At 57.0% G+C, this 22,717-nt stretch carries 24 protein-coding genes and 1 pseudogene; 9 read left to right on the top strand and 16 right to left on the bottom strand.

The genetic code is table 11. The features are described 5' to 3' along the window. Positions 1-9: 9 nt before the first annotated feature. The gene (locus tag ACSQ26_RS00125; RefSeq protein WP_436005103.1) at positions 10-657 is read left to right on the top strand and encodes a hypothetical protein; all 648 of its coding nucleotides are present in this window, start codon (positions 10-12) and stop codon (positions 655-657) included. Between the two features lie 10 nt (positions 658-667). After that, entirely contained in the window at positions 668-1,132 is a 465-nt protein-coding gene (locus ACSQ26_RS00120) for a CBS domain-containing protein (protein WP_436005101.1), read from the top strand. A gap of 115 nt (positions 1,133-1,247) precedes the next feature. Here ACSQ26_RS00120 and ACSQ26_RS00115 read toward each other — a convergent pair whose 3' ends face one another. Both ACSQ26_RS00115 and ACSQ26_RS00110 read right to left on the bottom strand, forming a co-directional pair. After that, positions 1,248-1,676: a DUF1810 domain-containing protein gene (locus ACSQ26_RS00115; RefSeq protein ID WP_436005099.1), complete on the bottom strand. Its 429-nt coding sequence runs from the start codon at positions 1,674-1,676 to the stop codon at positions 1,248-1,250. 133 nt (positions 1,677-1,809) lie between these two features. Further along, positions 1,810-2,091: a GNAT family N-acetyltransferase gene (locus ACSQ26_RS00110; protein ID WP_436005097.1), complete on the bottom strand. Its 282-nt coding sequence runs from the start codon at positions 2,089-2,091 to the stop codon at positions 1,810-1,812. A 386-nt stretch (positions 2,092-2,477) separates the two neighbouring features. Between ACSQ26_RS00110 and ACSQ26_RS00105 the strand changes: the two genes are divergently transcribed. The 4 genes from ACSQ26_RS00105 to ACSQ26_RS00090 are packed head-to-tail and all read left to right on the top strand — an operon-like array spanning position 2,478 to position 7,855. Then, positions 2,478-6,161, top strand: coding sequence for an MASE1 domain-containing protein (locus tag ACSQ26_RS00105; RefSeq protein ID WP_436005095.1), 3,684 nt, complete (start codon positions 2,478-2,480; stop codon positions 6,159-6,161). Next, positions 6,158-6,799: a response regulator transcription factor gene (locus tag ACSQ26_RS00100; protein WP_436005093.1), complete on the top strand. Its 642-nt coding sequence runs from the start codon at positions 6,158-6,160 to the stop codon at positions 6,797-6,799. Before ACSQ26_RS00105 ends, ACSQ26_RS00100 begins: the two co-directional genes overlap by 4 nt. 1 nt (position 6,800) lies before the next feature. Beyond that, entirely contained in the window at positions 6,801-7,178 is a 378-nt protein-coding gene (locus tag ACSQ26_RS00095; protein ID WP_436005091.1) for a response regulator, read from the top strand. A 2-nt stretch (positions 7,179-7,180) separates the two neighbouring features. Further along, positions 7,181-7,855 (top strand): response regulator transcription factor, encoded by a 675-nt coding sequence (locus ACSQ26_RS00090; RefSeq protein ID WP_436005088.1) that lies wholly within the window; start codon positions 7,181-7,183, stop codon positions 7,853-7,855. Between the two features lie 463 nt (positions 7,856-8,318). Here ACSQ26_RS00090 and ACSQ26_RS00085 read toward each other — a convergent pair whose 3' ends face one another. From ACSQ26_RS00085 to ACSQ26_RS00050, 8 genes and pseudogenes are all read right to left on the bottom strand, one after another. After that, positions 8,319-9,263 (bottom strand): lipase family protein, encoded by a 945-nt coding sequence (locus ACSQ26_RS00085; RefSeq protein ID WP_436005086.1) that lies wholly within the window; start codon positions 9,261-9,263, stop codon positions 8,319-8,321. Positions 9,264-9,369: 106 nt separating this feature from the next. Further along, positions 9,370-9,495 (bottom strand): annotated as a pseudogene (locus ACSQ26_RS00080) (ionic transporter y4hA); the annotation flags it as partial. A gap of 239 nt (positions 9,496-9,734) precedes the next feature. Next, positions 9,735-10,448, bottom strand: coding sequence for an LssY C-terminal domain-containing protein (locus tag ACSQ26_RS00075; RefSeq protein WP_436005084.1), 714 nt, complete (start codon positions 10,446-10,448; stop codon positions 9,735-9,737). 132 nt (positions 10,449-10,580) lie between these two features. Next, on the bottom strand, positions 10,581-10,883 hold the full coding sequence (locus tag ACSQ26_RS00070; protein WP_436005082.1) for a hypothetical protein: 303 nt from the start codon (positions 10,881-10,883) through the stop codon (positions 10,581-10,583). 42 nt (positions 10,884-10,925) lie between these two features. Then, complete coding sequence (locus tag ACSQ26_RS00065; protein WP_436005080.1) at positions 10,926-11,405, bottom strand: DUF992 domain-containing protein; 480 nt, start codon at positions 11,403-11,405, stop codon at positions 10,926-10,928. A gap of 148 nt (positions 11,406-11,553) precedes the next feature. Beyond that, positions 11,554-13,203 (bottom strand): arylsulfatase, encoded by a 1,650-nt coding sequence (locus ACSQ26_RS00060; protein WP_436005078.1) that lies wholly within the window; start codon positions 13,201-13,203, stop codon positions 11,554-11,556. Positions 13,204-13,548: 345 nt separating this feature from the next. Beyond that, the gene (locus ACSQ26_RS00055; RefSeq protein WP_436005076.1) at positions 13,549-14,340 is read right to left on the bottom strand and encodes a hypothetical protein; all 792 of its coding nucleotides are present in this window, start codon (positions 14,338-14,340) and stop codon (positions 13,549-13,551) included. A 126-nt stretch (positions 14,341-14,466) separates the two neighbouring features. Continuing rightward, positions 14,467-14,739, bottom strand: coding sequence for a hypothetical protein (locus ACSQ26_RS00050; RefSeq protein ID WP_436005074.1), 273 nt, complete (start codon positions 14,737-14,739; stop codon positions 14,467-14,469). Between the two features lie 174 nt (positions 14,740-14,913). Between ACSQ26_RS00050 and ACSQ26_RS00045 the strand changes: the two genes are divergently transcribed. Continuing rightward, positions 14,914-16,773: a hypothetical protein gene (locus ACSQ26_RS00045; protein WP_436005072.1), complete on the top strand. Its 1,860-nt coding sequence runs from the start codon at positions 14,914-14,916 to the stop codon at positions 16,771-16,773. 124 nt (positions 16,774-16,897) lie between these two features. Here the strand turns inward: ACSQ26_RS00045 and ACSQ26_RS00040 are convergent, their stop codons facing one another. Further along, a complete protein-coding gene (locus ACSQ26_RS00040) occupies positions 16,898-17,503 on the bottom strand; it encodes a sulfotransferase family protein (protein ID WP_436005070.1) in 606 nt (201 codons plus the stop codon). Positions 17,504-17,632: 129 nt separating this feature from the next. Between ACSQ26_RS00040 and ACSQ26_RS00035 the strand changes: the two genes are divergently transcribed. After that, positions 17,633-17,842, top strand: a complete 210-nt coding sequence (locus ACSQ26_RS00035) for a hypothetical protein (RefSeq protein ID WP_436005068.1) — start codon at positions 17,633-17,635, stop codon at positions 17,840-17,842. 15 nt (positions 17,843-17,857) lie between these two features. Continuing rightward, positions 17,858-18,484, top strand: a complete 627-nt coding sequence (locus ACSQ26_RS00030; protein WP_436005066.1) for a class I SAM-dependent methyltransferase — start codon at positions 17,858-17,860, stop codon at positions 18,482-18,484. Between the two features lie 751 nt (positions 18,485-19,235). Here the strand turns inward: ACSQ26_RS00030 and ACSQ26_RS00025 are convergent. From ACSQ26_RS00025 to ACSQ26_RS00005, 5 genes are all read right to left on the bottom strand, one after another. After that, positions 19,236-19,937, bottom strand: coding sequence for a hypothetical protein (locus tag ACSQ26_RS00025; protein ID WP_436005064.1), 702 nt, complete (start codon positions 19,935-19,937; stop codon positions 19,236-19,238). Continuing rightward, positions 19,934-20,107 carry a hypothetical protein gene (locus ACSQ26_RS00020; RefSeq protein WP_436005062.1) on the bottom strand — a complete coding sequence of 58 codons (174 nt, stop codon included), beginning with the start codon at positions 20,105-20,107 and terminating at the stop codon, positions 19,934-19,936. The genes ACSQ26_RS00025 and ACSQ26_RS00020 overlap by 4 nt, the downstream gene beginning before the upstream one ends. A gap of 335 nt (positions 20,108-20,442) precedes the next feature. After that, on the bottom strand, positions 20,443-21,513 hold the full coding sequence (locus ACSQ26_RS00015) for an adenylate/guanylate cyclase domain-containing protein (RefSeq protein ID WP_436005060.1): 1,071 nt from the start codon (positions 21,511-21,513) through the stop codon (positions 20,443-20,445). A 3-nt stretch (positions 21,514-21,516) separates the two neighbouring features. After that, a complete protein-coding gene (locus tag ACSQ26_RS00010) occupies positions 21,517-22,008 on the bottom strand; it encodes a Rab family GTPase (RefSeq protein WP_436005058.1) in 492 nt (163 codons plus the stop codon). A gap of 15 nt (positions 22,009-22,023) precedes the next feature. Continuing rightward, positions 22,024-22,717: OmpA family protein (locus ACSQ26_RS00005; protein ID WP_436005056.1), on the bottom strand; the 694-nt coding region annotated here is incomplete at its 5' end.

Here is a 22,717-nt window from a genome sequence, read left to right as displayed (position 1 = left end):
GCTACGGCCATGACGCAAATTCGCACCCGCATGCTCGCCGGAGTCTCGGTGCCCGACACGCCCGTCGTCGGCCGCGCGATCGAATATGCCCGCGACGCATGCGAACCCTATCTGTTCAATCACGTCGTGCGGTCCTGGCTTTTCGCCGTCCGCATTGGGGAATTGCAACATGTCGAATACGATCCGGACGTTTTGGCGGTTGGAACGCTGCTGCATGACATCACGCTCAATGAGCGGTTCGACGGACCACGGCGCTTCGAAGTCGAAGCGGCGGATCTGGCGAGGTCCTTCGCCCGAGCGGGCGGCTTCGACGAACGCCAGGCGCAATTGATCTGGGACAGCGTTGCTCTGAACTCGACGGCATCGATCGCTCTCTACAAGGAAGCCGAGGTCGCTCTTTGCACGGCCGGCATCTGCCTTGACGTCATCGGCCTGCAATATGAGCTGCTGCCGCAGGCGGATATCGCCCGGATCGTCGAAGAATTCCCGCGCCTCGAAATGAAGCGCCGGATGAGCCGATGCTTCTGCCACATCGCCGAAACCCATCCGGAAACGACATACGACAATTTCGTCGCGGCTTTCGGGACGCGTAACGTCAGCGGCTACAAGGCAGTCTCCGCCACCGACCTCGTCGAGAACGCGCCATTTGCGGAATAGGAAGAATGAAATGGAGCAAACGGTTCAGAAAAGCGCAACACAAGTCCATCATCTGCATTCAGTAACGTCCTCCCGGCTCATGACCGTCGATCTCGATGCCGAATTGCGGACTGCTGCCCTGCTGTTGGCAAATCCCGGCGTCGGTCTCGTCGTCATCTGTGCAAAGGGTGGCGAGGCAGCCGGGGTGCTCAGCAAGTCCGACCTGGTCCGACATCTCGCGACATCGAAATCGAACGAGGCAATGGTGAGGGCACTGATGAGCCGGCCGATCGTGTCCTGCGGTCCTGACGACGATCTTCATTCCGTCTGGGAGACGATGGCGGGACGAAGCCTTCAGAACATACCCGTGCTCGACGCTGCGTCCAAACCGATCGGCATCCTCGATATCAGGGACGCGCTCAAAGCGCTGCTTCAAGAGGAAGAGATCCAAGAGCACATGCTCACCAACTATATTGCGGGCGTCGGTTATCAGTGAGTGGCGCGATCCGCAATGCTGCAGCGATGCGACTGAATGCGGTCAGCCGATCGACGGACTTCGCCTGATGCGCCTAACGCGACATTACACGCGTCGAACTCAGCCGCCCCCGCCTTCAATATGTCCGGCCCAGACCTTTCATGGTTTGAGGCTCGAGCAGGCTGTCGAACCAGACCTCGAGGACCGTCTCCAGCAGATATTCGTCGGATGCCTCTGAAAACAGCGTCAGGGAAGCATGGAGTTTCTGCGCGTCGATATCGCCGAAAACCGCATCGGCGCTGAGCCCCGGGAGATGCTGTAGCGCCCCGATACATTCGCGATACCGGCCGCCCAGGACGGGTGATGCAAGATAGGCGCTGGCCTCGTCGACCGAACCTACGGCGAAAAGCGTCGCCGAGGTCTCCTCGAAACCCGTTGTCAGCCGCGGAAAGATGAAATCCATATAGGGACTGCACATCATGCCGCGGCGGAGGATGGACAGCGCATTGTCGTAAACCGGCGCCTGTGCGTCTATGAAGCGTTGAAGATTATATTCGTCGGTCATGGAATTCTCTGCCTCTTCTCAAATGACCCAGGCAAAATCGTAGGCGCGACAGTAGAAGCGGATCGAAATCCGGGTCGCGATCCATGCCATTGACATGGGACGGCGCGCCTTGCTTAGGCTTGCGGCGGCTCGTTCAACCGATCACGACGTCTCGATTTTCAGGATGCCGGGCAATGAAGTTCGCCATGAATTCGCATCGCACGGCCGCCCGGCGGCCGCTCTTGCGGATGGCGTGGAAGACCCCCTCCGCAAGACGCGTGCCGATGCCGCTGCCCGAATATTCGAAGGGAACTTCGGTATGGATGAGAACGACGACACCGTCGTCGAGCCGGTAGTAGGCGGCGGCCATGGCGCCGCCCGAAATCGACATCTCGTACCGGTGCTCGGCGGGATTATCCTGGACGGATGTGCTCATGACGGATCTCCTGGGTGCGTGGTGCAAGCCCAAGCGCCTGCTTATACGACTATTATCGCCAGGCATGGCCGAAGAATATCGAACGCAAGCATAGTCCCGCAGGCACTGATTCATAACCCGGCCTCAACCTTGGTATGGAGTTGACGAGCCGAAAGCGGGAGATATCGCCGCGGATGGCTGCCATGGCCCAACCAGGGATCCGGAAGACTTGACGGCGCCGCCCGGACGCTCCGACCGACGCCGAAGATAATTCCCAACCGATAGATGGATTTCCATAAGTTGCCGCATCACACTGACACGACTACGGTGCTTGGCAGCTTTGCCAATCCAAATCGTCAATCAATGCCTCCACGACGATCTCGCGAATTCTACAGGAACAGTCGACAATGCGCATCTGGTCGTCCCCTCCTGCACCCCTGTATCTTGGTCTCTTTATCGCAGCCTATGTCCTTGGTTGCGGTTTCGCCCAATCGCTTGCAATCGTTCCTGGAACCGGCATTTCGATTTGGCCGCCCAGCGGACTGTTCATCGCCACGCTCGTGGTCTCGCCTCGGCGAAACTGGCCGTGGTGGGTGCTGGCGGGCTGCGTGGCGGAACTGCTTAGCAATGTTCTATGGTTCCACAGCCCTTTTCCGGCAGCCGTTCTGATCTATGCCGCCAACGCGACAGAAGCGTTGGTCGGAGCCTGGCTCGTGAACAGGTTCCTGAGCCCGCCGCTGCGCCTGGAATCACTACGTGAAGTTCTGGCATTCGTCGTGCTTGGGGCAGGCGTTGCGCCAATCTTCAGCGCCACGATCGGAAGCGCGACGCTCGCTTGGTTCGGCATGCAATCGCAGACATTTGTGGGGGCCTGGCCTCTGTGGTGGATTGGTGATGCTACGGGTGTTCTCATCGTGGCGCCACTGGCGCTCGTCGCATTCCAGAACTGGCGAGGCAAGACCAGGCTCACGTCCGCGCAGTGGACCGAAGTCGCTATCCTCGGGGTCATCTTCTTGGGCGTCGCCATCCTGTCGCTGAGCGGCTATCTGCCCTTTGCCTATATCATCATGCCGCCGCTTCTTTGGGCGTCCGTGCGTTTTGAGTTCAAGGGCGCGGTCATTGCCTTGACCCTGTTGGCGCTGGTTACGGCGATTTTCACGCTAACAGGCACGAGCCAGTTTGTCGGCGACGCTGAGACGCAGAAACACAAGCAGATCATGCTTCAGCTGTTCCTCGCCATCTCTGCGTTTTCATCACTTATCGTTGCGGCGATTTCCCGGCAGCATCAACTGGCCGTGTCCACTCTGCGCCAAAAGGTCGAGGAGTTGCGCGATCGGGAGCGCGAACTATCGCAGATTGTGAACATGGTTCCCGTACATATCCGGCGCCTCACACCAAAGGGTGAGCCGACTTTCTTCAACAAGCGCCTGCTCGATTTTTTCGGGATAAATGAAGTCGCTGAGCTGGATCAGCCGGGCATGAGCCTGTTGGCCGCTGCCATAAAGAGCCGCGTTCATCCGGAAGATTCAGACCGGTTGTTTGACGCAGTCCGTCAAGCCGTAAATTCCGGTGAACCGTACGCCATGAAATACCGCATGCGTCGGGCGGACGGCGTGTACAGATGGGTCGATGGCCGCGGCGAGCCGGTACGGGATGGAGCCGGTGCTATCATTCAATGGTTCGCGATTTCCATCGACATACACGATGAGGTGCGCGCCCAGGAAGCTCTGCGCGAGCGGGAACGACAGCTCCAGGTGCTTACTGACGCCGTACCGGCGTTGATCTGGGCGACGACTCCAGAAGGCCGGCCATCCTACATCAACAAGCGCTTCCAAGAGGAAACCGGAGCGACGCTGGAAGACATCACCGCCCCGGACGGCTCACCGTCGCTGAGTGTCATCCATCCTGACGACATGGAAGCTGCACGGCAAGCCGTGACACACTCGTTCGAGACGGGCGATCCATACATTCAACGGTATCGTCAGCTTCGATCGGACGGAAGCTATCGGTGGAGTGAGACTCGCGCGGAACCGTTGCGAGACGACGATGGCACCATCCTCCAATGGTATGGCGTCAGCGTTGACATACACGATCTCGTCACTGCGCAGGAGGCGTTGCAACAGAGCGAGCGGCGCTACCGCGACCTGTTTCACTATATGCCGATCGGGCTGACCCAAGTGGACGCCGCCAAGCTCATCCCCCTATTCAAAGGACTGAAGGCGCAGGGCGTGGCCGACCTCGAGTCCTACATCAACGAGAACCCCGAATTCCTTCCCCGTGCCGTAGAGGCCCTGGAAGTTGAGGAGGTCAATCGTCATACGATCGCAATGTTCAACGCGGCGGATGCGGAGGAGATGCGCGGCCCGATCTCGCGCTATTGGCAGCCGGGCCTCGCCACAATCCGTCGTTCCATCGAGGCGCGCTATCGCGGAGAGGAAGTCTTTCAGGAGGAGACCAAGGTGGAGAGAATGGACGGCAGCGTGATAGACGTGCTGTTCACGACCGCCCGTCCGGGCGCTGTTGCTGACAAGAGTCTCGTTGGCTTCATCGACATCACCGAACGCAAGAAGGCCGAGGAGGCATTGCGCAACCGTGAACGCGAGTTCTCGCAGCTTGTGGACATGGTGCCGAGTCTTCTCTGGCGTCTCGATCCGACGGGCGAACCGACATTCTTCAACAAACGCTTGATGAATTTCCTGGGCCTGGATGCTGAGGCTACGAACCCCGGACGGCTGGATGCCATCATCAAGGCCGCGGTACATGCTGAGGACGCAGCCGCGCTGTCAGATGCGCTCAACCGCAGCCTTGCCACGGGCGAGCATTTCGCCCTGCGATACCGGCTGCGGCGGGCTGACGGCGTCTACCGCTGGTTCGATGGCAGTGCGGAACCCCTACGCGATGAAAACGGAAACATCGTCCAGTGGTATGGACTGTCGCACGATGTGGACGATCAGCTGCGGGCGGAGGAGGCTGTTCGGGAGAGCGAAACTCAGTTGAGGCGGCTCGTCGATGCATTGCCCACACAGATCTGGGCGGCAGAAGCAAACGGAGAACCGTCCTATCTCAACAGGCGATTGGCGGACTATGTCGGCCTGACATTGGCCGATCTCAACTCGCCCGACGCCAGCCGGTTGCAGATGGCGATACAAAACTCGGTTCATCCCGAGGATGCTGCTGGCGTGGGTCAGGCTCTCGTGCATTCATTCACGACGGGGGATACTTTCGGAATGAAATACCGGCAGCGCAGGGCCGATGGTGCCTATCGCTGGATCAATGGACGCGCTGAACCATTGCGCGATGCAAACGGCTTTATCCAGCAATGGTATGGCGTGAGTTTCGACATCGACGACGATGTACGCACGCAGGAGGAACTGCGCCAGACGCAACAAAGACTGGCGGTCGCCTCGCAGGCGGCAAGTCTCGCGGAACTTTCCGCGTCAATCGCCCACGAAGTGAATCAGCCTCTCGCTGCGATCGTTGCAAATTCGCACGCTTGCCATCGTTGGCTATCCGTTTCCCCTCCCAATGTCGAACGCGCGAAAGTCGTCGCGGAACGCATTATCCGCGACGCCAATTCAGCTGCGGACGTTGTCGGTCGAATTCGCGCGTTGTTCAAGCAATCCCTGGAAGAAAGGAACAATTTCGCACTGGATACAGTTGTCTCCCAAGCCCGTGATCTCATGGCTGAGGAAGCGGCAAGACGGCGGGTTCAAGTCGATGTCCACGTCGAACGCGACCTTCCATTGGTCGCGCTGGATCCCGTACAAATTCAACAGGTTATGATCAATCTTATCCGCAACGGCATTGAGGCCATGGCCTCGTCTGAACGTGACAAAATACTAGAGATACGGGTGCACCGCGTTGGTGATCTGGTTCAGACAGAAGTCATCGATCACGGCCAGGGCCTTGAATTCCCTGACAGAGTTTTCGAGCCTTTCTTCACGACCAAGGACCAGGGTATGGGCATGGGGCTCGCGATCTGCAGGTCGATTGTCGAGTCTCATGGTGGTCGGCTATGGGCTGAGGGCAACGACCCGTTCGGCGCTAGATTTATCTTCACCCTGCCGGTTGCGACGAGAGTGGCGCCATGATGAAGGACGACCATATTGTCTTCATCGTCGATGATGACAGGCGTGTTCAGGAAGCGCTCGGTGAATTGCTCGAGGCTCATGGAATGAAGGCCGTTGTCTTCGGGTCAGCGGGTGAATATGTTCGAAGCGAGAAGCCGGACGTTCCCGCTTGTCTGATCCTCGATGTCGAGTTGCCTGACATAAACGGCCTTGAGCTACAGCGGCAGATTGCTCAAGCCGATCATCCTCCTATCGTCTTTATTACCGGACACGGCGACATACCGTCTTCCGTGCGGGCGATCAAACGTGGCGCAATCGATTTCCTGACGAAACCTTTCAGCGACGCCGATCTCATGACCGCCGTGCACGCCGCGATCGCGGAGGACCGGAAAAAGAGAGCAGAGCGAGCCGAGCTCGGCATGCTGAGGAAAAGGTATCTCGAACTGACGCCCCGTGAACGCGAGGTCCTGCCCCTCGTTGTCAGCGGCCTCCTGAACAAACAGGCGGCCTCCGAACTGGGAATTAGCGAGGTCACCCTGCAGGTCCATCGAAGGAATGTAATGCAAAAAATGGCGGCAGCGTCGCTCGCTGATCTTGTTCGTATCGCGGAGCGTTTGGAAATACCCATCACCCATTCGCGACGAGCGGGAGGGAACTGACATGGAAAATACAAGACCCGTCATTGCGGTCGTGGATGATGATCCCAGACTGCTCGAATCTCTGGAGGAACTCCTGGAGTCCGCCGGCTATGCGGCTCTGACGTACAAGTCGGCCAGAGATCTGTTCGCGCGCGGCCTTGCGGATCTGGACGTGCTCATCACCGATATCGGCATGCCGGACACCAACGGTTTCGAACTTCGAGCCATGGTGAAGAAGCTTCGTCCGGAACTCCCGGTCTTCCTGATTACCGGGCGCCACGAAATAGCGGATCAGACACGCGCCCAAGGCATCAGCGGCTTCTTTCGAAAGCCATTCGATGCCCAGGCATTACTGAGTGCGATTGCGGAATCCTTGCATAAATCAAGAAATGGAGCGTGAAAATGATAGTTGACCGAGCTTACCGGAATGCGACGCATGTTCCCTTGCAGGCAAACAATGAGTCTGAGCAACCGACCGTGATTATTGTTGATGATGATCTGTCGGTCCGTGAGGGATTGTCCGAACTGATCCTGTCGGCAGGCTTTCCGGCGGTCAGCTTTGCATCGACACGCGAACTGCTCGAAGCCGACATCCTGGAGCGACCGGGATGCCTTATTCTCGACGTTCGCATGCCAGGCGCGAGCGGCCTCCATCTTCAGCATCATCTGGCCCAGACCGGAAACCCCAAACCGATTATCTTTCTGACCGGCCATGGCGATATTCCCATGAGCGTTCAGGCGATGAAGGCGGGCGCCGTTGACTTTCTGACCAAACCGGTACGTGACCAAACGCTGCTCGATGCGGTCATTGCCGGCATATCGATTGACATAGATCGAAGGGCAAGAGCTTCGGTGGTCAAGCGAGGCATCGAGCGACTTGAGACGCTGACGCAACGTGAGCGTGAGATTTTGCGCGAGGTAGCGCAAGGACGGCTGAACAAACAGATCGCCTTTGACTTCGGCATAAGCGAGGTGACCGTCAAGCTGCATCGGTCCAATGTCATGCGCAAGATGGAAGCCGGATCCATAGGTGAATTGATCAGAATTTGGGAGATTCTACCCGAGCAGATGCGGTAGCATTTGAGCTTGTGAAAGAGACAGTCGATCTTGCAATGTCGCGTGCGCCTGGCCCCTGACGTTTCGCACGAGGGATTGAGCCATTCAGACACCTCCAAGCCTAAGGACGCCGGGAAGCAATTCCTCGTTCGGCGACAAGGGATTGAATCACTTGATGGGCAATTGACCCGGCGCTCGATGGCTTAGACCGCTTTGGTCCAATTCCCGACCTTGGCGTCGAATAGCCAAATGTCCGCTTCCTCGTTGGATATCTTAACACCGGACGGTCTGCCGTCGGCCCCAAAGTGGTCACTGGCGCGACCAAGATGAGTGACTGGATTGGGGCCGTCTGCGGTCTGACCGCTCTTGGTGCACAATAGACGCCTACGGTCCGGCTGGTTCCGTGGCTATTGCTGATTGTGAGCGTCGCCGACCAATCGCCTTACCGAGTAGTGGCGCATCCAGGTCTGCACTTAGCAGTTCTCTAACGAGAAATCTGGGCAAGATATTTTTCTCTGTCTGCATAGGAAACTTCGGTCGCGCCGCTCGCCTTAGAAGCAACTCGTTTCAAGTAATTGTCCATGTGATGGTCGCTCAGACTTGCGATCGCAAGAGATTTCCAAAACTCATCCACGGAAATGCGCTTCGCGTCGTGGCTCGATAAATAAGCAAAGTCAGTTCCCTTGAGCAAGATAACTTCAGGACCAACATGGGCATACTTGTCCTTCTTAAAAAGAGAATCTGGTGGCAGCATGGGAACTAGATCATTCTCGTCCACTACACGCGTGAGTGGAACTGAGCCAATATGCTCTACACCAGCGGATGTCGTGAACTTTGGCTGCCCAAAGGTCACCACCCTTTCTACTTGATAGCCTTCCCTTATCAAGTAAACGGACAACATGGCAGCAACAGCACCACCTAAAGAGTGCCCTGTGATGAACGTTTTGTAGTTGCGCTTAAGGTAGGGTTTTACATCGTACAGTATGGCTTTTGTGCTGAGGTCGAACCCTGAATCTACCGGAATATCAATCTCAAGATCGGACAAGATCTTAATATCAAGGTCTTCGAGGAAGTTTACTTTATTTGCCGTCCCGCGGATCGTTATGAACTGAATTTCCAGCTTGTCGTCTTGCTCAACAAAATACTGAATGTCGAACTTACCTGGAGAGCGAACTCCCAAAGTCATCGGATATCTTGCGCGAATTGCAGGCTCGTCTGCGTATGCGAAGTTGGCTCGTTCGGCATAGTCATAGAGTTCGACGAAATCGACTTTCTTAGCGGGAACAGAGGTGCCCAAAGAGCTCACCGCGCTAGGGGTAATACCAACACAAGCGGTCAACAACGTCAGCACGAGAGCCAGCGTTGTTAGAGTTTGAAGTCGAAGTTTCATTGGGAGAATTCTTTGCGGATGGAGTTGAATGCCGACCATGATAACAGACCTGTTCGAGTTACTAGAGGGCTATCAAGACTTATGTAGGAGATCGCCGATTTTTTGCCGCCCGCGCCGACATTTCGTCATTCATTCCGTGCCGCGACTAAGGAACCGCCGAGACAAGCAGAAAAACGGCGAAAATCACCAGGTGAACGGCCCCTTGCAAAACTGTTGTGCGACCCGTGCCCAATGTCAGGGTACTTACGAACAGCGTCAGCACAAGCAGCGTCATATTGGCGGCAGATATGCCGAGCGTTACTTATTCCTGCTCCGTGAACGAATATGATGATGATCAAGAACAAGGTGCCGAAAACTATTTCCATATTTCCATCAGGGGTCGAGGGGTTAAAGCGTGGACTATCTCTTCATCCATCCATTGTGTTAATCGCACGAAAGATGTTCCCGCCGGCTTCATGCAGGTGATTGGGCCACAACAGCAATTAGCCGCACGCCGCGCCGCGGCGAGCCCTACCGCACGGTATCTGGTCTCAAAACGCCGACACGTACCCTTCCGTCGGTAAAATAGGGATCACCGCCGCCGTTGCGCCCAGCTTGGGTCGCGCCAATACCTGGTTGCTCGTACGTGAGCGAAACTTCTCCCCCCTCTTGCAGATCGTTGATGACGAGTTGTCGATCCGCGTCCAGGTCAGGGCCTATATGGTGCGTGATTTGCCCAGTGTCGTGGCTGAGGCCGACACCGCGATCAAAGCTTGCCGAACCGAGCCAGAGAGGTCGACCGTCAGACCCCGACGTCGTCGTCTTCCAAAAACGTACGTGATGCCTTTCATCGGCACTCTTCCCGACAGGTTTCTCGAAAGCCAGATCCTGTTTGCGCCCTTCGAACAGTAGCGCGCTTACCGGGGCATCGAGGTCCGGACGATCGAGTACGACGCTCAATCCGATTTCGACTGATGAGCGCAAGGTGATTTTGTCTGCTGGATCCCAGCCAGCCGCGGCAAACGCGCGGATAACCTGCTCCCTTGTACCAATCAGGCCGACGTTAATAGGATCACCCGGAATATCCTGTTCGGTCGTCGTCACCATCTTACTCAAGTCCGTCACACGAGTCCGGTCACGAAACAGCCATAACTCGGGCATGATGAAATAGCAGAGAAAGAGATATCCGGTCAGCAGGACAGCGATAAGTGCTGCCGCCACTCTAACTCCGCTCAGATTGCGCATAGCTCACCGTCCATGATTTACGTCGTCACCCGTTGTGCCGCACCAGCCCAGTTCGAGGTTAGTGGCGCGTCGATAGCAGAAGATTCTCGGCGGTTGTCTGATTAGATCGTAGCTGTCCCATTGGCGCTGGCCTTACCGGACATAGTAGATCACACTGCCGTTCATTGCCCGGTCCGCACCGATGATGTTGCGGATCTGAATGTTCATGGCGCGCAATTGGGAAACAAGTGCGCGATCACCGTTGATTTCGGTCTGTATCGCTGCGACACGGGACTTTGTCGCCCTTGTTCTTATCAAGGCCTTTTCGCCGTGGTTCGAAATATCGGAGAGATAGATCACTTTGAAAGGCTTGGCACTCTGCGCGCGCGTCGGAGTAGACGAGCCGGTCAAAATTATAAGTCCAACTGCAAGAAATGCGGTGTAAAACCGTTTCATGGTCGCCTCCACTAGTCGCCGCCGTTGATGGGCCGGTGGAAATTAGTCGGCCTCGAAGCTGAGGCTCACGGTGCGAACGCCGGCAGCAACGTTGATCCCGATTTCGCCTTCAACCGACAATGGCTGGAGGATGAACCCCTTGCCTGTTCCTCCCATAAGCGCATTGGCGCCGGCACCCACGCCCAGAGCCGCGCTCGCATCGACCCCGGCATATTTGCCAGCGAGGGCGCCGGGCTGCATATCGATCAGTGCCGCGGCAAACACGCCCCAGATGAGATGGCCCTGCTTGACCTCGCCGAGTTCGATCCCGATGTCCGTGATCTTGCCGACATAATTTTCCGTCGGCCCGCTGACCGGACGGAATTCGCAGGTCATTTTCTGCTTCTCAATTATAATCAGCCCGATGCCCTTAGACATGTCGCAGACCAGCGTGCCGAGATTGACGGATTTGGCAGCGAATGCATCCGCGCCGAAGAGGAGAGAACTTGCCAACAGCATCATGACATAGAGAAAATGTCGCATAATTCGGCCTTCCTTTGCCCAAGTGTGAAGGGTCCATGCAGGCAGTGCGCTCGCGGACACCTTCCGACGTGTATAGAGATTCGGAGAAGGGGTGACGGCGCCACCCCCTCTGCTAAGATTCAGTTTACGCTCGGCAATCGAAGGTCTGCTACTGACCACGTTTGCTTATGGCGTGCTCGATCTGTTCCTTGACCGCACTCAAACCGAAGCTTGCACCTGCCTGCAGAGGCGGAAACTCGACGGCAGATTTCGCGAGTTCTGCCACCTTCTTCTGCACGAGAACGAACCGCCAGAACTCGTATTTGTACCACTCCATATATTCGAGCGAGCCCGTATTACCCTTGTGCCAAGCCGTACGTTCGAAGGGGTCAAGTCGCAAGTTAACGACCGTGGGTGCGCCTAGCGTGACAGTATCGCCGATCCAACCTTCGGGTTGTTCCTTGAAAGTATACTTGTAGTCGTCGATGCGGGCGGCCCCGAGAATGCTTTCGGCGAAGTACCAGATTTCGTGGCGGTTCGATGGGCCGGTTTCAGTTATCATGCTCGTCTGGTCGTAGCCGTCGAGATGGACCTTGTACATTTGGCCGTTGAGTTCTTTCCCCGCCTTCAACTCGACGACAATGTTCGTGTTGCCTGCGGCTGCGACAAGAGTGGGAAACCAATCAAGCCCTGAGATCAAACCGTTGCCAATCGAGCCAGCGGGGACGTGCCCCGGCCAACGGACCATCGCAGGAGCTCGGAAGCCGCCTTCGTAGGTCGTGCCCTTGCCGCCAAAGAATGGCGTCTGACCGCCGTCGGGCCATGTGAAGTTTTCGGTGCCGTTGTCGGTGGTGAACACGACAATGGTGTTCTCATCTTCGCCGATGTCCTTGAGCTTCTGCATGGTCGCGCCAACAATATCGTCGAGTTGCGCCATGCCGGCTTCGTGAATAGTCCATCCGTTTTCCGACGTACGCATCTTCTCGTACTTCTCGGAAAGATGGGTAACAATGTGCATGCGCGTTGGGTTGAGCCAGAGGAAGAACGGCTTACTGTCGCTCATCGCCTTGTCGATGAATTTGAACGAGAGTGCTTGAATTTCATCATCGATGGTTTCCATCCGCTTGGGATAGAGCGTGCCGGCATCCTCGATCTTCTGTTTGCCGATCTTGCCCCAGCGCGGCATCTCAGTCGGATCGTCAACCTCAGTGGCCCACGAATGGACCATGTTGCGCGGCCCTACTTCGTTCAGGAGTTCCTGAGGATAACCAGGGTGAGCCGGGTCTTCCATGGCATCCAGGTGATAGAGATACCCGAAGAACTCGTCGAAGCCGTGGACGGTTGGTAGGAATTGATTGAGGTCGCCAAGATGGTTCTTGCCGAATTGCCCTGTAGCGTAACCCATGGACTTCAGCACGGTTGCAATGGTCGGCGCGGCAGCTGGCATACCGATGGGTGAACCCGCCTGACCGACCGTGGTCATGCCAGTGCGTATGGGGAGTTCGCCGGTGATGAAGTTGGCGCGGCCAGCCGTACAACTCGCCTCTGCATAGTAATCGGTGAATAACATACCGTCGGCAGCAAGCTTGTCTAAGTGAGGTGTCCGACCTGCCATCATCCCACGGCTGTACGCGCCGATATTCCAGATGCCCACGTCATCGGCCATAATGACGACGATGTTCGGTTTCTTGCCTGACGAGGCCGCCCTTGCGGCGGTGCTCACTGCTGTAGTCGCAATCGTTGCGACGGCCGAGGCGGCAACCAGTGACCCCCCTGCCAATAAAAAGTCGCGTCTAGTGGCGTCGATGCTAACTGTCATTGGATTTCCCTCCCGTTAACGTGCCAAACGACGCCTGAAGACGCCAGAGGCATTGCTCAAATCAAATCATTGATGCGTGTCGCGAAAAGTATGCAAGGAGCCTAAAAGCCTAGTGGCGCGCTATAGCGAAGCATCGTCTTCGTTTATTCGGCAGGCAAGTACGTTACGGTAACATATACGCAAACTTGGCCACGAATGACGGCCGCATTCCTGGCTTCGCGCGGTGTGGGAAAAGCCGGTTGCGAAAAAAAGCCTTTGCTGCCACGCCTGCCAGCGCAAGACGCCTTCTACGCATGTCTGTCGAATTCCGCATGGTCGTTTCTCCCTGATGTATCATGTTGAAGTTCAGAACTTCACGGTCACTCCGAAGATCGGTCCCTGCTGAACCGTGTCGAAGACGAAGCCGTCGTCACGATAGTTCACGCCGAGCGCCCGGTAGCCCGCCACCGCCGAGATGGTGTCGTTGAACTGGTAGCCAATGTTGGCGGCGACATCCCAATCGACATTGGCGCCGCCGGTGCCGACCAGGCCCCAGCCGGAGATGAACCATTCTTCGGTCAGATCATACTTGCCGCGAAAGCCGGCCATGCCATCGACCCAGGTCGCGCCGTCGCTCGTCGAGCGCCCGTCGAGGAAACCGCCATTGAGAGATATCGTCGTATCGACGGACCACACCCGTATGCCGGCGACGACATCGAGATGGCCCCGGTCGCTATCGAGCACCGCATAACCGACGCCGAGCAATCCGGTAACGGTTTCCGATTGCACGTCGACTTCCTTGGTCAGCAGGCCGAACGGTGTGTCGGCGTCGGCCGAGAGCTTGATATACATGAAGTCGCCGATGACGCTGAAACGCTCATGGCGCAGCTCGGCCGCCCCCATGAAGGCGAAGTCGAGGTTCTGGAATATGTCGCTGAAGCTCGCATCGACCTTGATGGTCGGCAAGCCGAACTGCGAGACCTTGCCTGACAGGCCGGCAGCCCAGAAATAGGGCGAAGCGACGAAAGACCAATCCTCCGTACTGTCCTCTGGCGCCGTTTGCGGCATGACAAGCGGCGAAACATCCGCGGCAAGCGCGGTCGAGCCGAGCATCATTGCGATCGCCGCCGCCAAACCCAGTTTGTGATATCCAGTCATTGCGAAGTCCCTCTTGCTTTAGGCGCCAGTCGTCCCTGCAGGTGACGACCCTGGCTCAGTTCAAATCCGGTGCCCTTCAGTGACTGCTGGCAAGCGATGTGTTTAGGAAAAGTGATGATTCGATATTCAGTAGCCTTCGAGGGTGTTGCTAATCTCCAATAAAAGCTCATCCACAATTTCCTCCCACTCCCTCTGGCGTGCCTCGCGATGCGCGGCGACACATTCAGGAACTTTAGAAAGGGCAATTTCAGCGTCTGCCAGTTCCTCGCAAAGTTCGCGAAACGAATCCCTTGAACGAATCAGCCTCAGTATCGTGAACTCGGCGTGCGGAAACCGCTTCGCGGCCGCTTCAAATGCCCGACAATGGGCGCCTCCCAGATCGCGCTCAGTCGCCATCATCCCCCCGGGTCTCATCTGCCATTACTATGCGCGATCTCTTCGGCGGGATACGTAAACAGTGTAATTTACGTGGTAGATTTACGTGGTTCGAATTGAGCCAGGAAGTTAGCCGAAGGACAATCGGCCCGTTAAAGGTGAAACAATCACTCCTGTGGCACGGTCGGGTTCCGATGATTGCGTGCCAACCCTTACAAGGATAGACTGGCGGTCGAACAAGATATCACTTCACCGAAATCGATGTCGCTGGCAGTGGGAAAGCATGGGGATGGTGTGAACTACGTAGCTGCGATAGACCAGTCTGATCCGAAATTAAGGGCAGAAGAATATCGAGCCCAATTGGATAGGATTATATCATGCCCCAACTTCCAAGCCACGCAGAGAGAACAGCAATTTCTTGCTTACATTGTAAACGAAGCTATCTCCGGCCGCAGTCGGGGTATTAAGGCTTATTCAATTGCAATTGAAGTCTTGGGTCGCGATGCGTCGTTCGACCCCCAAAACGATCCGATCGTCCGCATTCTTGCCGCTCATTTGCGCCGCACGTTGGAACGATATTACCTCACGGAAGGCAAAACCGATCCCGTCGTAATAACAGTGCCAAAGGGATCTTACATCCCTACGTTCCAATCTAACCCACAAGTTCTTCGGGTTGCGGCGCCTAAAAACGAGCCGCTAACGGCTACTTCCACGGTGAATGCAGTGGCCTCGCGATGGCTCTGGCCTACAATGCTTGCCGGTTTTGGAGCGGCAGCGCTTATCGTTTTTACAGTGTTTACGTTCTTACCCGGGACCGGGCCGCCGCCTGGTTCGCCCGAAGTCCCGCGAGTTCAAGTCATGCAGCTAGAGGATCTTGCGAGGTCCGGCTCTTCGTCACTTATTGCTGATGGACTGACGCAAGAGATCGTGGCTCAACTCGCCAAGTTCAGGGATATTGTGGTCGTACAGGCTGCGTACGGTGGCGCCACGCTCAAGCCTCCGCCTCGATTCATTCTGGCGGGAAGCGTGGATATTTCGAAGGATGCCTTTCACCTACGCGTTCGGCTCATCAATCGCGAAGACGGATCCATCCTCTGGGCCAACACCTTTGAGGGGGCTCACAAGACATCGAACATAGTGAAGGTTCAGTCCGACATCGCCCAAAACGTCGCCACGTCGCTGGCCCAAACCTACGGGGTTATCTTCCAGGCGGATATATCGCGGGTGACTGGTCAGCCCCCCGACGACTGGGCGGCCTATTCATGTACGCTTTCCTACTACGCATACCGTATGTCGATGGATCACACTTTACAGGCGAAGGTCCGGCAATGTTTGGAAACGTCAGTCGAGCGGTTTCCAAAATATTCGACTGCATGGGCGTTGCTGGCACAAATGCAACTGGAGCAGGTCCGTTTCACGGTGCCATATGATCCTGCCAAGGCTCAACCAGCTATCGACAAAGCTTTGGCCAACGCGAGGCACGCCAGCGAAATTGATCCGCTAAACGTTCGGGCTTTACAGGCGCAGATGTTCGCTTTGTTTTTCAGCGGTCAATTCGAAGCAGGCCGACAAGTTGGAGAAAAGGCGCTGCAACTCAATCCGAACGATACGGAACTGCGTGGCGAGTACGGTTATCGGTTAGCATTGTCAGGCGACTGGGAGCGGGGATGCACATTGCTGCGGACAGCACGCGAAACTAATCCAGGCGCCAACGGATACTACGAGAGCGGCTTGGCGCTGTGCAGCTTTTTTGACAGAGAGTCGGAAAATGCCGCCATGTGGATCGAGAAAACGCCAGTGCCAAACAATGCCTTCTATCACCTGATCGCCGCCGCGGTGTTTGGCAAAGAAGGATTGGCTGCCAAGGGTCGCAAGGAATTGAAGTGGCTATGCGTCAATCGGCCCGTACTCATTCAGAACCTCACTGGAGAGGTTAGTGCTCGGCTTGGTCGGAAGGAAGATGTGCGATTATTTCTGGGCGCGCTAGAAAAAACCGGTGTGAAAGTATCCTCACATGCCGGCATCTGCTCAGCGCTGGAATCAATAGATCCTACTTAGCCAATCAATTTCATCCCTTTCAAAAACCAACGCTCGATTTTGTCTCGAAGGCGCCAATGTCTGCTTCTGGCCCACGGCCATAACGGGTTAATGGCCGACTTGGGGGCGCGAAGCGGCCGCCGCACTAATCCGGCGTGGCCATTCTGCTGCGAAACTCTTCGGAACTGTTGCGTTGTGGGTATGGCTGGTCCGGGACAGGCACGCCCAGATGTCGGCACAGCGGTTCCCAACCATCGCCCAGCGCATGCACGAGCAGCCGATCAGGTGGGACCGTGGCGAGCACATCGCGGCGATGCGCCTCGTAGACGGAGATTGCGTGGGCGCGCTCCATGCGGCCGCCAAATACCTTTCCCGCGATCAGGACCACGCCGAGAGAGTCCGGGTCCATGGCGGCTCGCGACATGCTGAGAAAGGAACTTTCGATGCTATGCCACCAACCCTCGGCCGAGCGATCCGTGTGAATGACACGCGCCGGCGGGTGGGCCTCGATCAGTTCACGCCAGTAATAGCATGAGGGCCAGTCCACGCAGGACGAATAGCCTTCGAACAAGCCTTCTTCCCAGTCCGGGGATGCGCCCTTTGCCACGGCGCGCCAGCGTTGCTTCTGAGTTTCGTTGCTGGTGACCTCGTACATATGATGGCAGGGACCGAAGCCAAGCATGTTGAGTGCCTCCCGCATGGAGTCGGTGCCGGCACGCCCAAACCCCGTCCCGATAACTAGAAGCGACATGGCCACCCTCCGTGCGCCGCCAAATCCTCCGGAAGTCTTTAGTAAAATCCGCCGTCAAGTGGGATTGTAGGGCAGGAGGGGTTCGATGTCGATGACAAGGTGTACCTGTATTCAGGGCGTTGCGCGACGATGGAAGAGATCGGGCAGGGTTGTGCTTCTGGCGCAGTTATGCCGTTGAAGCGTCGGTTGATCGATGTCAACTTTCAGGCACGCCCCTTGGCCCTATGGCCGATGGGAGGGCGCATTGCCGCGCGCTGGCAATGGCAATCGGTCGGTGGTGTCTCTGATCGCATTTCTGCTAAAGTTGGGAAGCAAATCGCCCGCGATGTCACCAACTGAAGGAGGAGCACTAGGATGAGCACCGATCGGGAGACCGTGCAGTCTTATGATGCGGTCGCGGCGGAGTACGCCGCCGAGGCCGCGGCGATGCCCGAATGGGTCGCGACAGAGATAGATGCATTCGTGACCGAATTGGGTGGCTCGGGCAGGGTGCTGGAGATCGGAAGCGGTGGCGGGCGAGATGCACTTGAGCTTGAGAAGCGGGGGATTAGCGTCCGGCGCACCGACATTTCGAAGGGTTTCGTCGAACTGCTTCGCGAGAGTGGCTTCGAGGCCGACCTGTTGGACCCGCTGACCGAAGACTTGGCCGACCCGCAGCGTCCCGGCACGCCGTACGACGGGATCTGGGCCTGTGCCTGCCTGATTCACGTCACACGCGATGATTTCGGTACGGTGCTTGGACGGCTCGCCGAGGCGACCCGGACCGGCGGCCGACTGCACGTCTCGGTTAGAGAGGGTGACGGCGAGGATGCGTCCACACACGGCAGTGCTGAGGCGCCGCGGCGTTACGTCGAGACGTATTGGCGCGAGCCGGCCCTGCGGTCTGCACTCACAGGCGCCGGGTGGATCATCAGCGAGGTACGTCGGTGCATCGGAAAGCCCCATGATCGGTGGCTGAGCGTTCGGGCGAGTAGGGCATAGCAGACAGACCTGCGGGAATGGCCGGTTGTGGCGCGACCATGAGCTTTAGGTGATCGCCAATGTCTGCTTCCGGGCGGAGGCAAAGATCGCCTCTATGGCCGATATGCGGGCGCGAAGCTGACCTACCAATTGCTCGGGTTGAAGTCTGCTTACGACCAACCGAACCGGCAGTTCATTCGACCCGGCAAGTGAAGACCGGACGATCAATCTCACATCCCTGCTTGCTCGCGCTGCCATCAGCCTGAGCGGTCGGACCGACGAGAGATCACTTCTCACCGAGTCAACGAGTGGCTTTTTGCCTCCAATTTCCACTCGCTACAAACGAATGCCCCAAGCCGGTAGGCGCCCCAGCCCTTCTAGACTTTGACCCACCCCCTCCCCTCTACAGAAGGCCCCACCTGGAAGTCGGCCGGCCCGTTCCATCTTCCCTGAGTGAGCCAATGGAGCCATTGCGCACTGGATATCCGGAGGATGTTGGTGTCGCCCCAATGGGTTCGGTCGTGGACGCTGAAAAGGTTCACATGCATATCGCGTGACAACCTGAGCGCGCGGCGAACGGTCCTGGGCGAAACCCCCGCCATTCTCCCAATCTCACCTACCGACAATCGGCAGTCATGCTGCAAGAAGCACTCGAATGCGATTGCTGAGAGAGCTGCCCTCTCGCCCTCAAAGCGCGGCGAGAGGCGGCGGAATGCATCTGCAACTCGACCAAATCGCCTTCAATTTTGCTTGTGTGTCAGCGGTCATGGTCTCAACACCTCGGCAACGTTAGGGTGTTCTCGAAACCCCCGCCGACCGCCACAGGCAATGACTGCATGTTGAAGCGCCACGGTTCCGCCTGCTCTTTCGCTGGAGCCTTCTTGAACCTTGCAACACCCTCTGAGAGAGAGCTTTCTATTAATCTCTCAGAGGGGTTCAGGGATTTGAACCCTATGCTGCGCTTCAGCCAGCGCATCCATGCGCTCGAAATAATCCGGATAATGTTGGTCAGGTTCTTCTGCCCCGACCGAGGGCGCAGTTGCACACTGATATGCGCCCGCTCTCCGCTGCGCGCTTTCCTGATGGCGTTCTGCACGGTCGTGCGACGCACGCCGGACATCTCGGCAATCTTATCAAGGCAGAGATCGCAGAAGCCCTTACGCTTGACCTGCTCAGCGATAACCCCCAAGACCGCACGTTCACCCTCGGTGTAGAAGTGGCGAAGGTCGTGAGGCATGATGCTTGATCCGCCCCACTTGCGCCGCCTCTGACGCTCTTGGGTAACGTCAATTTGCCGTCGCATCCTTGGTTTGGTGAAGGCGGCTGCCATCTTGGCGACGATGCTTGGTGGCGTCTGGCGGGCGCGATGCGTGATCGCGGCGCCGGTTTCGAAGTCTCGCATAAGTGCTTCATTGCGGCACGGACGTGAAGCGAGCTGCTGGCGAAGGCGATCGGATATCTGAAGGCCGCTCATCGCAATGCCCTCGCACGACCGAGAGCATTGCCGAGCTTCAACGCTTCGATGGCATCGAGCGCGGACAAGCCGAACTGTTGACGAAGGGCAGGAAGGGGAGCGCCTTTGACGCTGAAACCATGAACTGACCACCATTCGGCCGCAGCTTGGCGCGCCGGAATGTCGCCCATGTTTCGCCCATGAAATGTGGACGAACATACGACTGAATGGGGGATTTCGTCCTCGGGCGATCCCGAGTATTCCCGCCTATTCCCAGCACCAACTGTGTTGACATCGTAGGGGTCACAGGTTCAATCCCTGTCACGCCCACCATTCGATCTCCAGGCTTTGACAGAAGCTTAGCAAGGGCGCCGCGAGGCGCCTTTTTGCTGCGAACTTTTCAAAAGTAAGCAAATAGTAAGCGCATGAGCGGGAACTGCCAGGAACTCGAATCGTCGATTTGAAACGGGGTTCGCGGCAAAACGCGGCAATTTGGATCGCTCCGTCGCCTCCCGCTTGCGGCAAATCAAGCCGGGAGCCGCCACATTCGCACACGACCTGCACCACGCAATTCTGTTTCCTCGAGTGGGTAGCAAGCAAATTTTCGTCCAAGCAGTTGGCGAGTTGCATCCGAAATGCGGATCTCATCGGGCTCCGCGGACGTTTGAATGCGTGAGGCGAGATTAACGGTCTCGCCCCACAGGTCATAGGCGAACCGCCTTTTGCCAATGACGCCAGCGACGATCGGTCCCGAGTGAATTCCAATTCTGAGCCTCAGCGGTTCTCCTGCGAAGCGTTCGCGCTTTACCGCCTTCCGCAGTTCAAGTGCATAGCGCGCGAGAGCTTCTGCATGATCGGATCGCGCGGTGGGCAGGCCAGCGACCACCATCACACAATCGCCGATTGTCTTGATCTTTTCGCAGCCGTATCGTTCCGAGAGCCGATCCGCCGCCTTGAAGAAGTAATTTAACATAGCGAGCGTCGTCACGGCGCCGACGCTCCGGGTTCTTTCCGTAAAACCGACGATGTCGGCAAAAAGCACACTCACCTCGGCGTGGTTGTCTGCAATTTTTTTGTGCGCTTTTAGCCGCTCCGCGATCGACGCCGGAAGAATGTTGAGGAGTAGGGATTCGGCGCGCTGGTATTCACGCGACAATCCCTCCTGGCTCTTCCTCAACGCCTCGTTCGTCGATTGTAATTTCTCGTTGAGTTGACGCTCCCTCTCTTGCAGGAGCGTCATTTCATAAGCCTTCTGTTGAAGCCGCTGCTTGTTGTCGCGTTCGGCTGTGGCATCAAGAAAGAGCAGCCACACGCAGGCATTGCCGGCAAAAAGATGAAGGTCCGCGACGCGCCCGCTGGGCAGTTCGACCATGGCCATATGATATGGAAGCTCCGGGCAAGGCAGCAAACCTTCCATAAATTCAAGCTGATCGGCAACAGGCTTGCCAGTCCGAAGCGACGAGAGCCCGTAATGTTTAAGGTTACCGCCCTTCGCGGCTATGCAAAGCTGGGAGTCAATTTTCAGATATGCGACAGAGTGCTGATTGTAGAAGAAATCATAAATCCAGCTTCCGACTTCTTTTGGCAATCTATGCATGGCCTATTTGGTGACCATCGAAGCAAGCTGACGAAACGCATCATCAACATGTTCACCGGAAAGCGCACTTGTTAGATAGATTTGCCATCCACGTTGCCTGAGTTCGTTAATCTCACTATCCGATATTGCCCACCGATCGGCCAGGTCGGATTTGTTGAACAGCAATACAAACGGCATAGCGCCGAATTCGGCCTCGGCCCGCTCGCGCAGAGTGAGCGCCACGGCAAGAGTAGAGGCGCGCGTCCCATCGACGACAAGCACGAGCCCGGCCGCACCCCGCACATTGCTGACGCGGAATGAGCCGATATCGTCTTCGCCGGCCAAATCCCACAAAATCAGATCCACGGTTTTGTCCGGGAGTGCGACACTCTTCTTGTCGATTTTCACTCCCACCGTGGTCAAGTAGGTATCTGAAAAGATGCTTTGCACAAACCTGCGAACCAGACTCGTCTTTCCGACAGAGAACCCACCCAACATGCAGATCTTTTTTTGCAATATCCTAGCTCCGCACTACTCTAGCTTTACCGTAATCGAAACCCGGCGATTGGTGGAGCTCCCAGTTAGACTATTTTCAGGCACCACCGGCTCAAAGGTGCCAGCGCCCCGAACCAGCAGCAGTTCCGGAGCGACGCCGCGCTTGTTGAGAAGCGCACGAACTGTCTCGGCGCGGGCGGCGCTGATCGACACGTTGGCCGTCTCACGGCCCGTGGCGTCCGAATGGCCGGTCAACATGAACCGCGCTGTTACGCCTGACTTGCGGGCATTTTGGGCGAATTCCTTTATTTGATGCGCCAACCTGTCGAGGACCGGCATCTGCTCTGGTCCTGGCACAGCTTTGCCGGAATAGAAGAAAATATCGGTCGCCTGGATGGCCTCTCTCAAATAATTAAGTTCTGCAAGGTCCAGCTCATGCAGCTGCGAGAGATCCAGAACCACTCCGTCCGCCGAAAGTTGTTCTGCGGCGGCCCGCGCCCGGTTGATCCAGTTGGCAGGAGCCTCACCCACGACAACGATGCGACCCTGGACGATCGAAAGCAGAACAGATTTGGGCGGGGTCAGCGACGCCGTCAGCCGCTTCACCACGAACTTCGGATCAAGGCTCTGATAGAATTGCCAGCGTGAATGAACGCTGGCGGGATCGACCTGCGTTCCAGACAACAGCGACAGCGGGTCGGCGGCAAGCGGGTCTCTCAAGCCGGCAATA

Source organism: Rhizobium sp. LjRoot254 (assembly GCF_964254105.1).
Classification (GTDB): Bacteria; Pseudomonadota; Alphaproteobacteria; order Rhizobiales; family Rhizobiaceae; genus Rhizobium_E.
Note: the sequence above shows the minus strand (reverse complement) of the source record. Positions and strands in the feature narration are given on the sequence as shown.

Excerpts from the sequence above, each read along its gene's own strand:
- ACSQ26_RS00125 (WP_436005103.1), top strand. The coding sequence starts at position 10 with ATGACGCAAATTCGCACCCGCATGCTCGCCGGAGTCTCGGTGCCCGAC.
- ACSQ26_RS00120 (WP_436005101.1), top strand. The coding sequence starts at position 668 with ATGGAGCAAACGGTTCAGAAAAGCGCAACACAAGTCCATCATCTGCAT.
- ACSQ26_RS00115 (WP_436005099.1), bottom strand. The coding sequence starts at position 1,676 with ATGACCGACGAATATAATCTTCAACGCTTCATAGACGCACAGGCGCCG.
- ACSQ26_RS00110 (WP_436005097.1), bottom strand. The coding sequence starts at position 2,091 with ATGAGCACATCCGTCCAGGATAATCCCGCCGAGCACCGGTACGAGATG.
- ACSQ26_RS00105 (WP_436005095.1), top strand. The coding sequence starts at position 2,478 with ATGCGCATCTGGTCGTCCCCTCCTGCACCCCTGTATCTTGGTCTCTTT.
- ACSQ26_RS00100 (WP_436005093.1), top strand. The coding sequence starts at position 6,158 with ATGATGAAGGACGACCATATTGTCTTCATCGTCGATGATGACAGGCGT.
- ACSQ26_RS00095 (WP_436005091.1), top strand. The coding sequence starts at position 6,801 with ATGGAAAATACAAGACCCGTCATTGCGGTCGTGGATGATGATCCCAGA.
- ACSQ26_RS00090 (WP_436005088.1), top strand. The coding sequence starts at position 7,181 with ATGATAGTTGACCGAGCTTACCGGAATGCGACGCATGTTCCCTTGCAG.
- ACSQ26_RS00085 (WP_436005086.1), bottom strand. The coding sequence starts at position 9,263 with ATGGTCGGCATTCAACTCCATCCGCAAAGAATTCTCCCAATGAAACTT.
- ACSQ26_RS00075 (WP_436005084.1), bottom strand. The coding sequence starts at position 10,448 with ATGCGCAATCTGAGCGGAGTTAGAGTGGCGGCAGCACTTATCGCTGTC.
- ACSQ26_RS00070 (WP_436005082.1), bottom strand. The coding sequence starts at position 10,883 with ATGAAACGGTTTTACACCGCATTTCTTGCAGTTGGACTTATAATTTTG.
- ACSQ26_RS00065 (WP_436005080.1), bottom strand. The coding sequence starts at position 11,405 with ATGCGACATTTTCTCTATGTCATGATGCTGTTGGCAAGTTCTCTCCTC.
- ACSQ26_RS00060 (WP_436005078.1), bottom strand. The coding sequence starts at position 13,203 with ATGACAGTTAGCATCGACGCCACTAGACGCGACTTTTTATTGGCAGGG.
- ACSQ26_RS00055 (WP_436005076.1), bottom strand. The coding sequence starts at position 14,340 with ATGACTGGATATCACAAACTGGGTTTGGCGGCGGCGATCGCAATGATG.
- ACSQ26_RS00050 (WP_436005074.1), bottom strand. The coding sequence starts at position 14,739 with ATGATGGCGACTGAGCGCGATCTGGGAGGCGCCCATTGTCGGGCATTT.
- ACSQ26_RS00040 (WP_436005070.1), bottom strand. The coding sequence starts at position 17,503 with ATGTCGCTTCTAGTTATCGGGACGGGGTTTGGGCGTGCCGGCACCGAC.
- ACSQ26_RS00035 (WP_436005068.1), top strand. The coding sequence starts at position 17,633 with ATGGAAGAGATCGGGCAGGGTTGTGCTTCTGGCGCAGTTATGCCGTTG.
- ACSQ26_RS00030 (WP_436005066.1), top strand. The coding sequence starts at position 17,858 with ATGAGCACCGATCGGGAGACCGTGCAGTCTTATGATGCGGTCGCGGCG.
- ACSQ26_RS00025 (WP_436005064.1), bottom strand. The coding sequence starts at position 19,937 with ATGAGCGGCCTTCAGATATCCGATCGCCTTCGCCAGCAGCTCGCTTCA.
- ACSQ26_RS00020 (WP_436005062.1), bottom strand. The coding sequence starts at position 20,107 with ATGGGCGACATTCCGGCGCGCCAAGCTGCGGCCGAATGGTGGTCAGTT.
- ACSQ26_RS00015 (WP_436005060.1), bottom strand. The coding sequence starts at position 21,513 with ATGCATAGATTGCCAAAAGAAGTCGGAAGCTGGATTTATGATTTCTTC.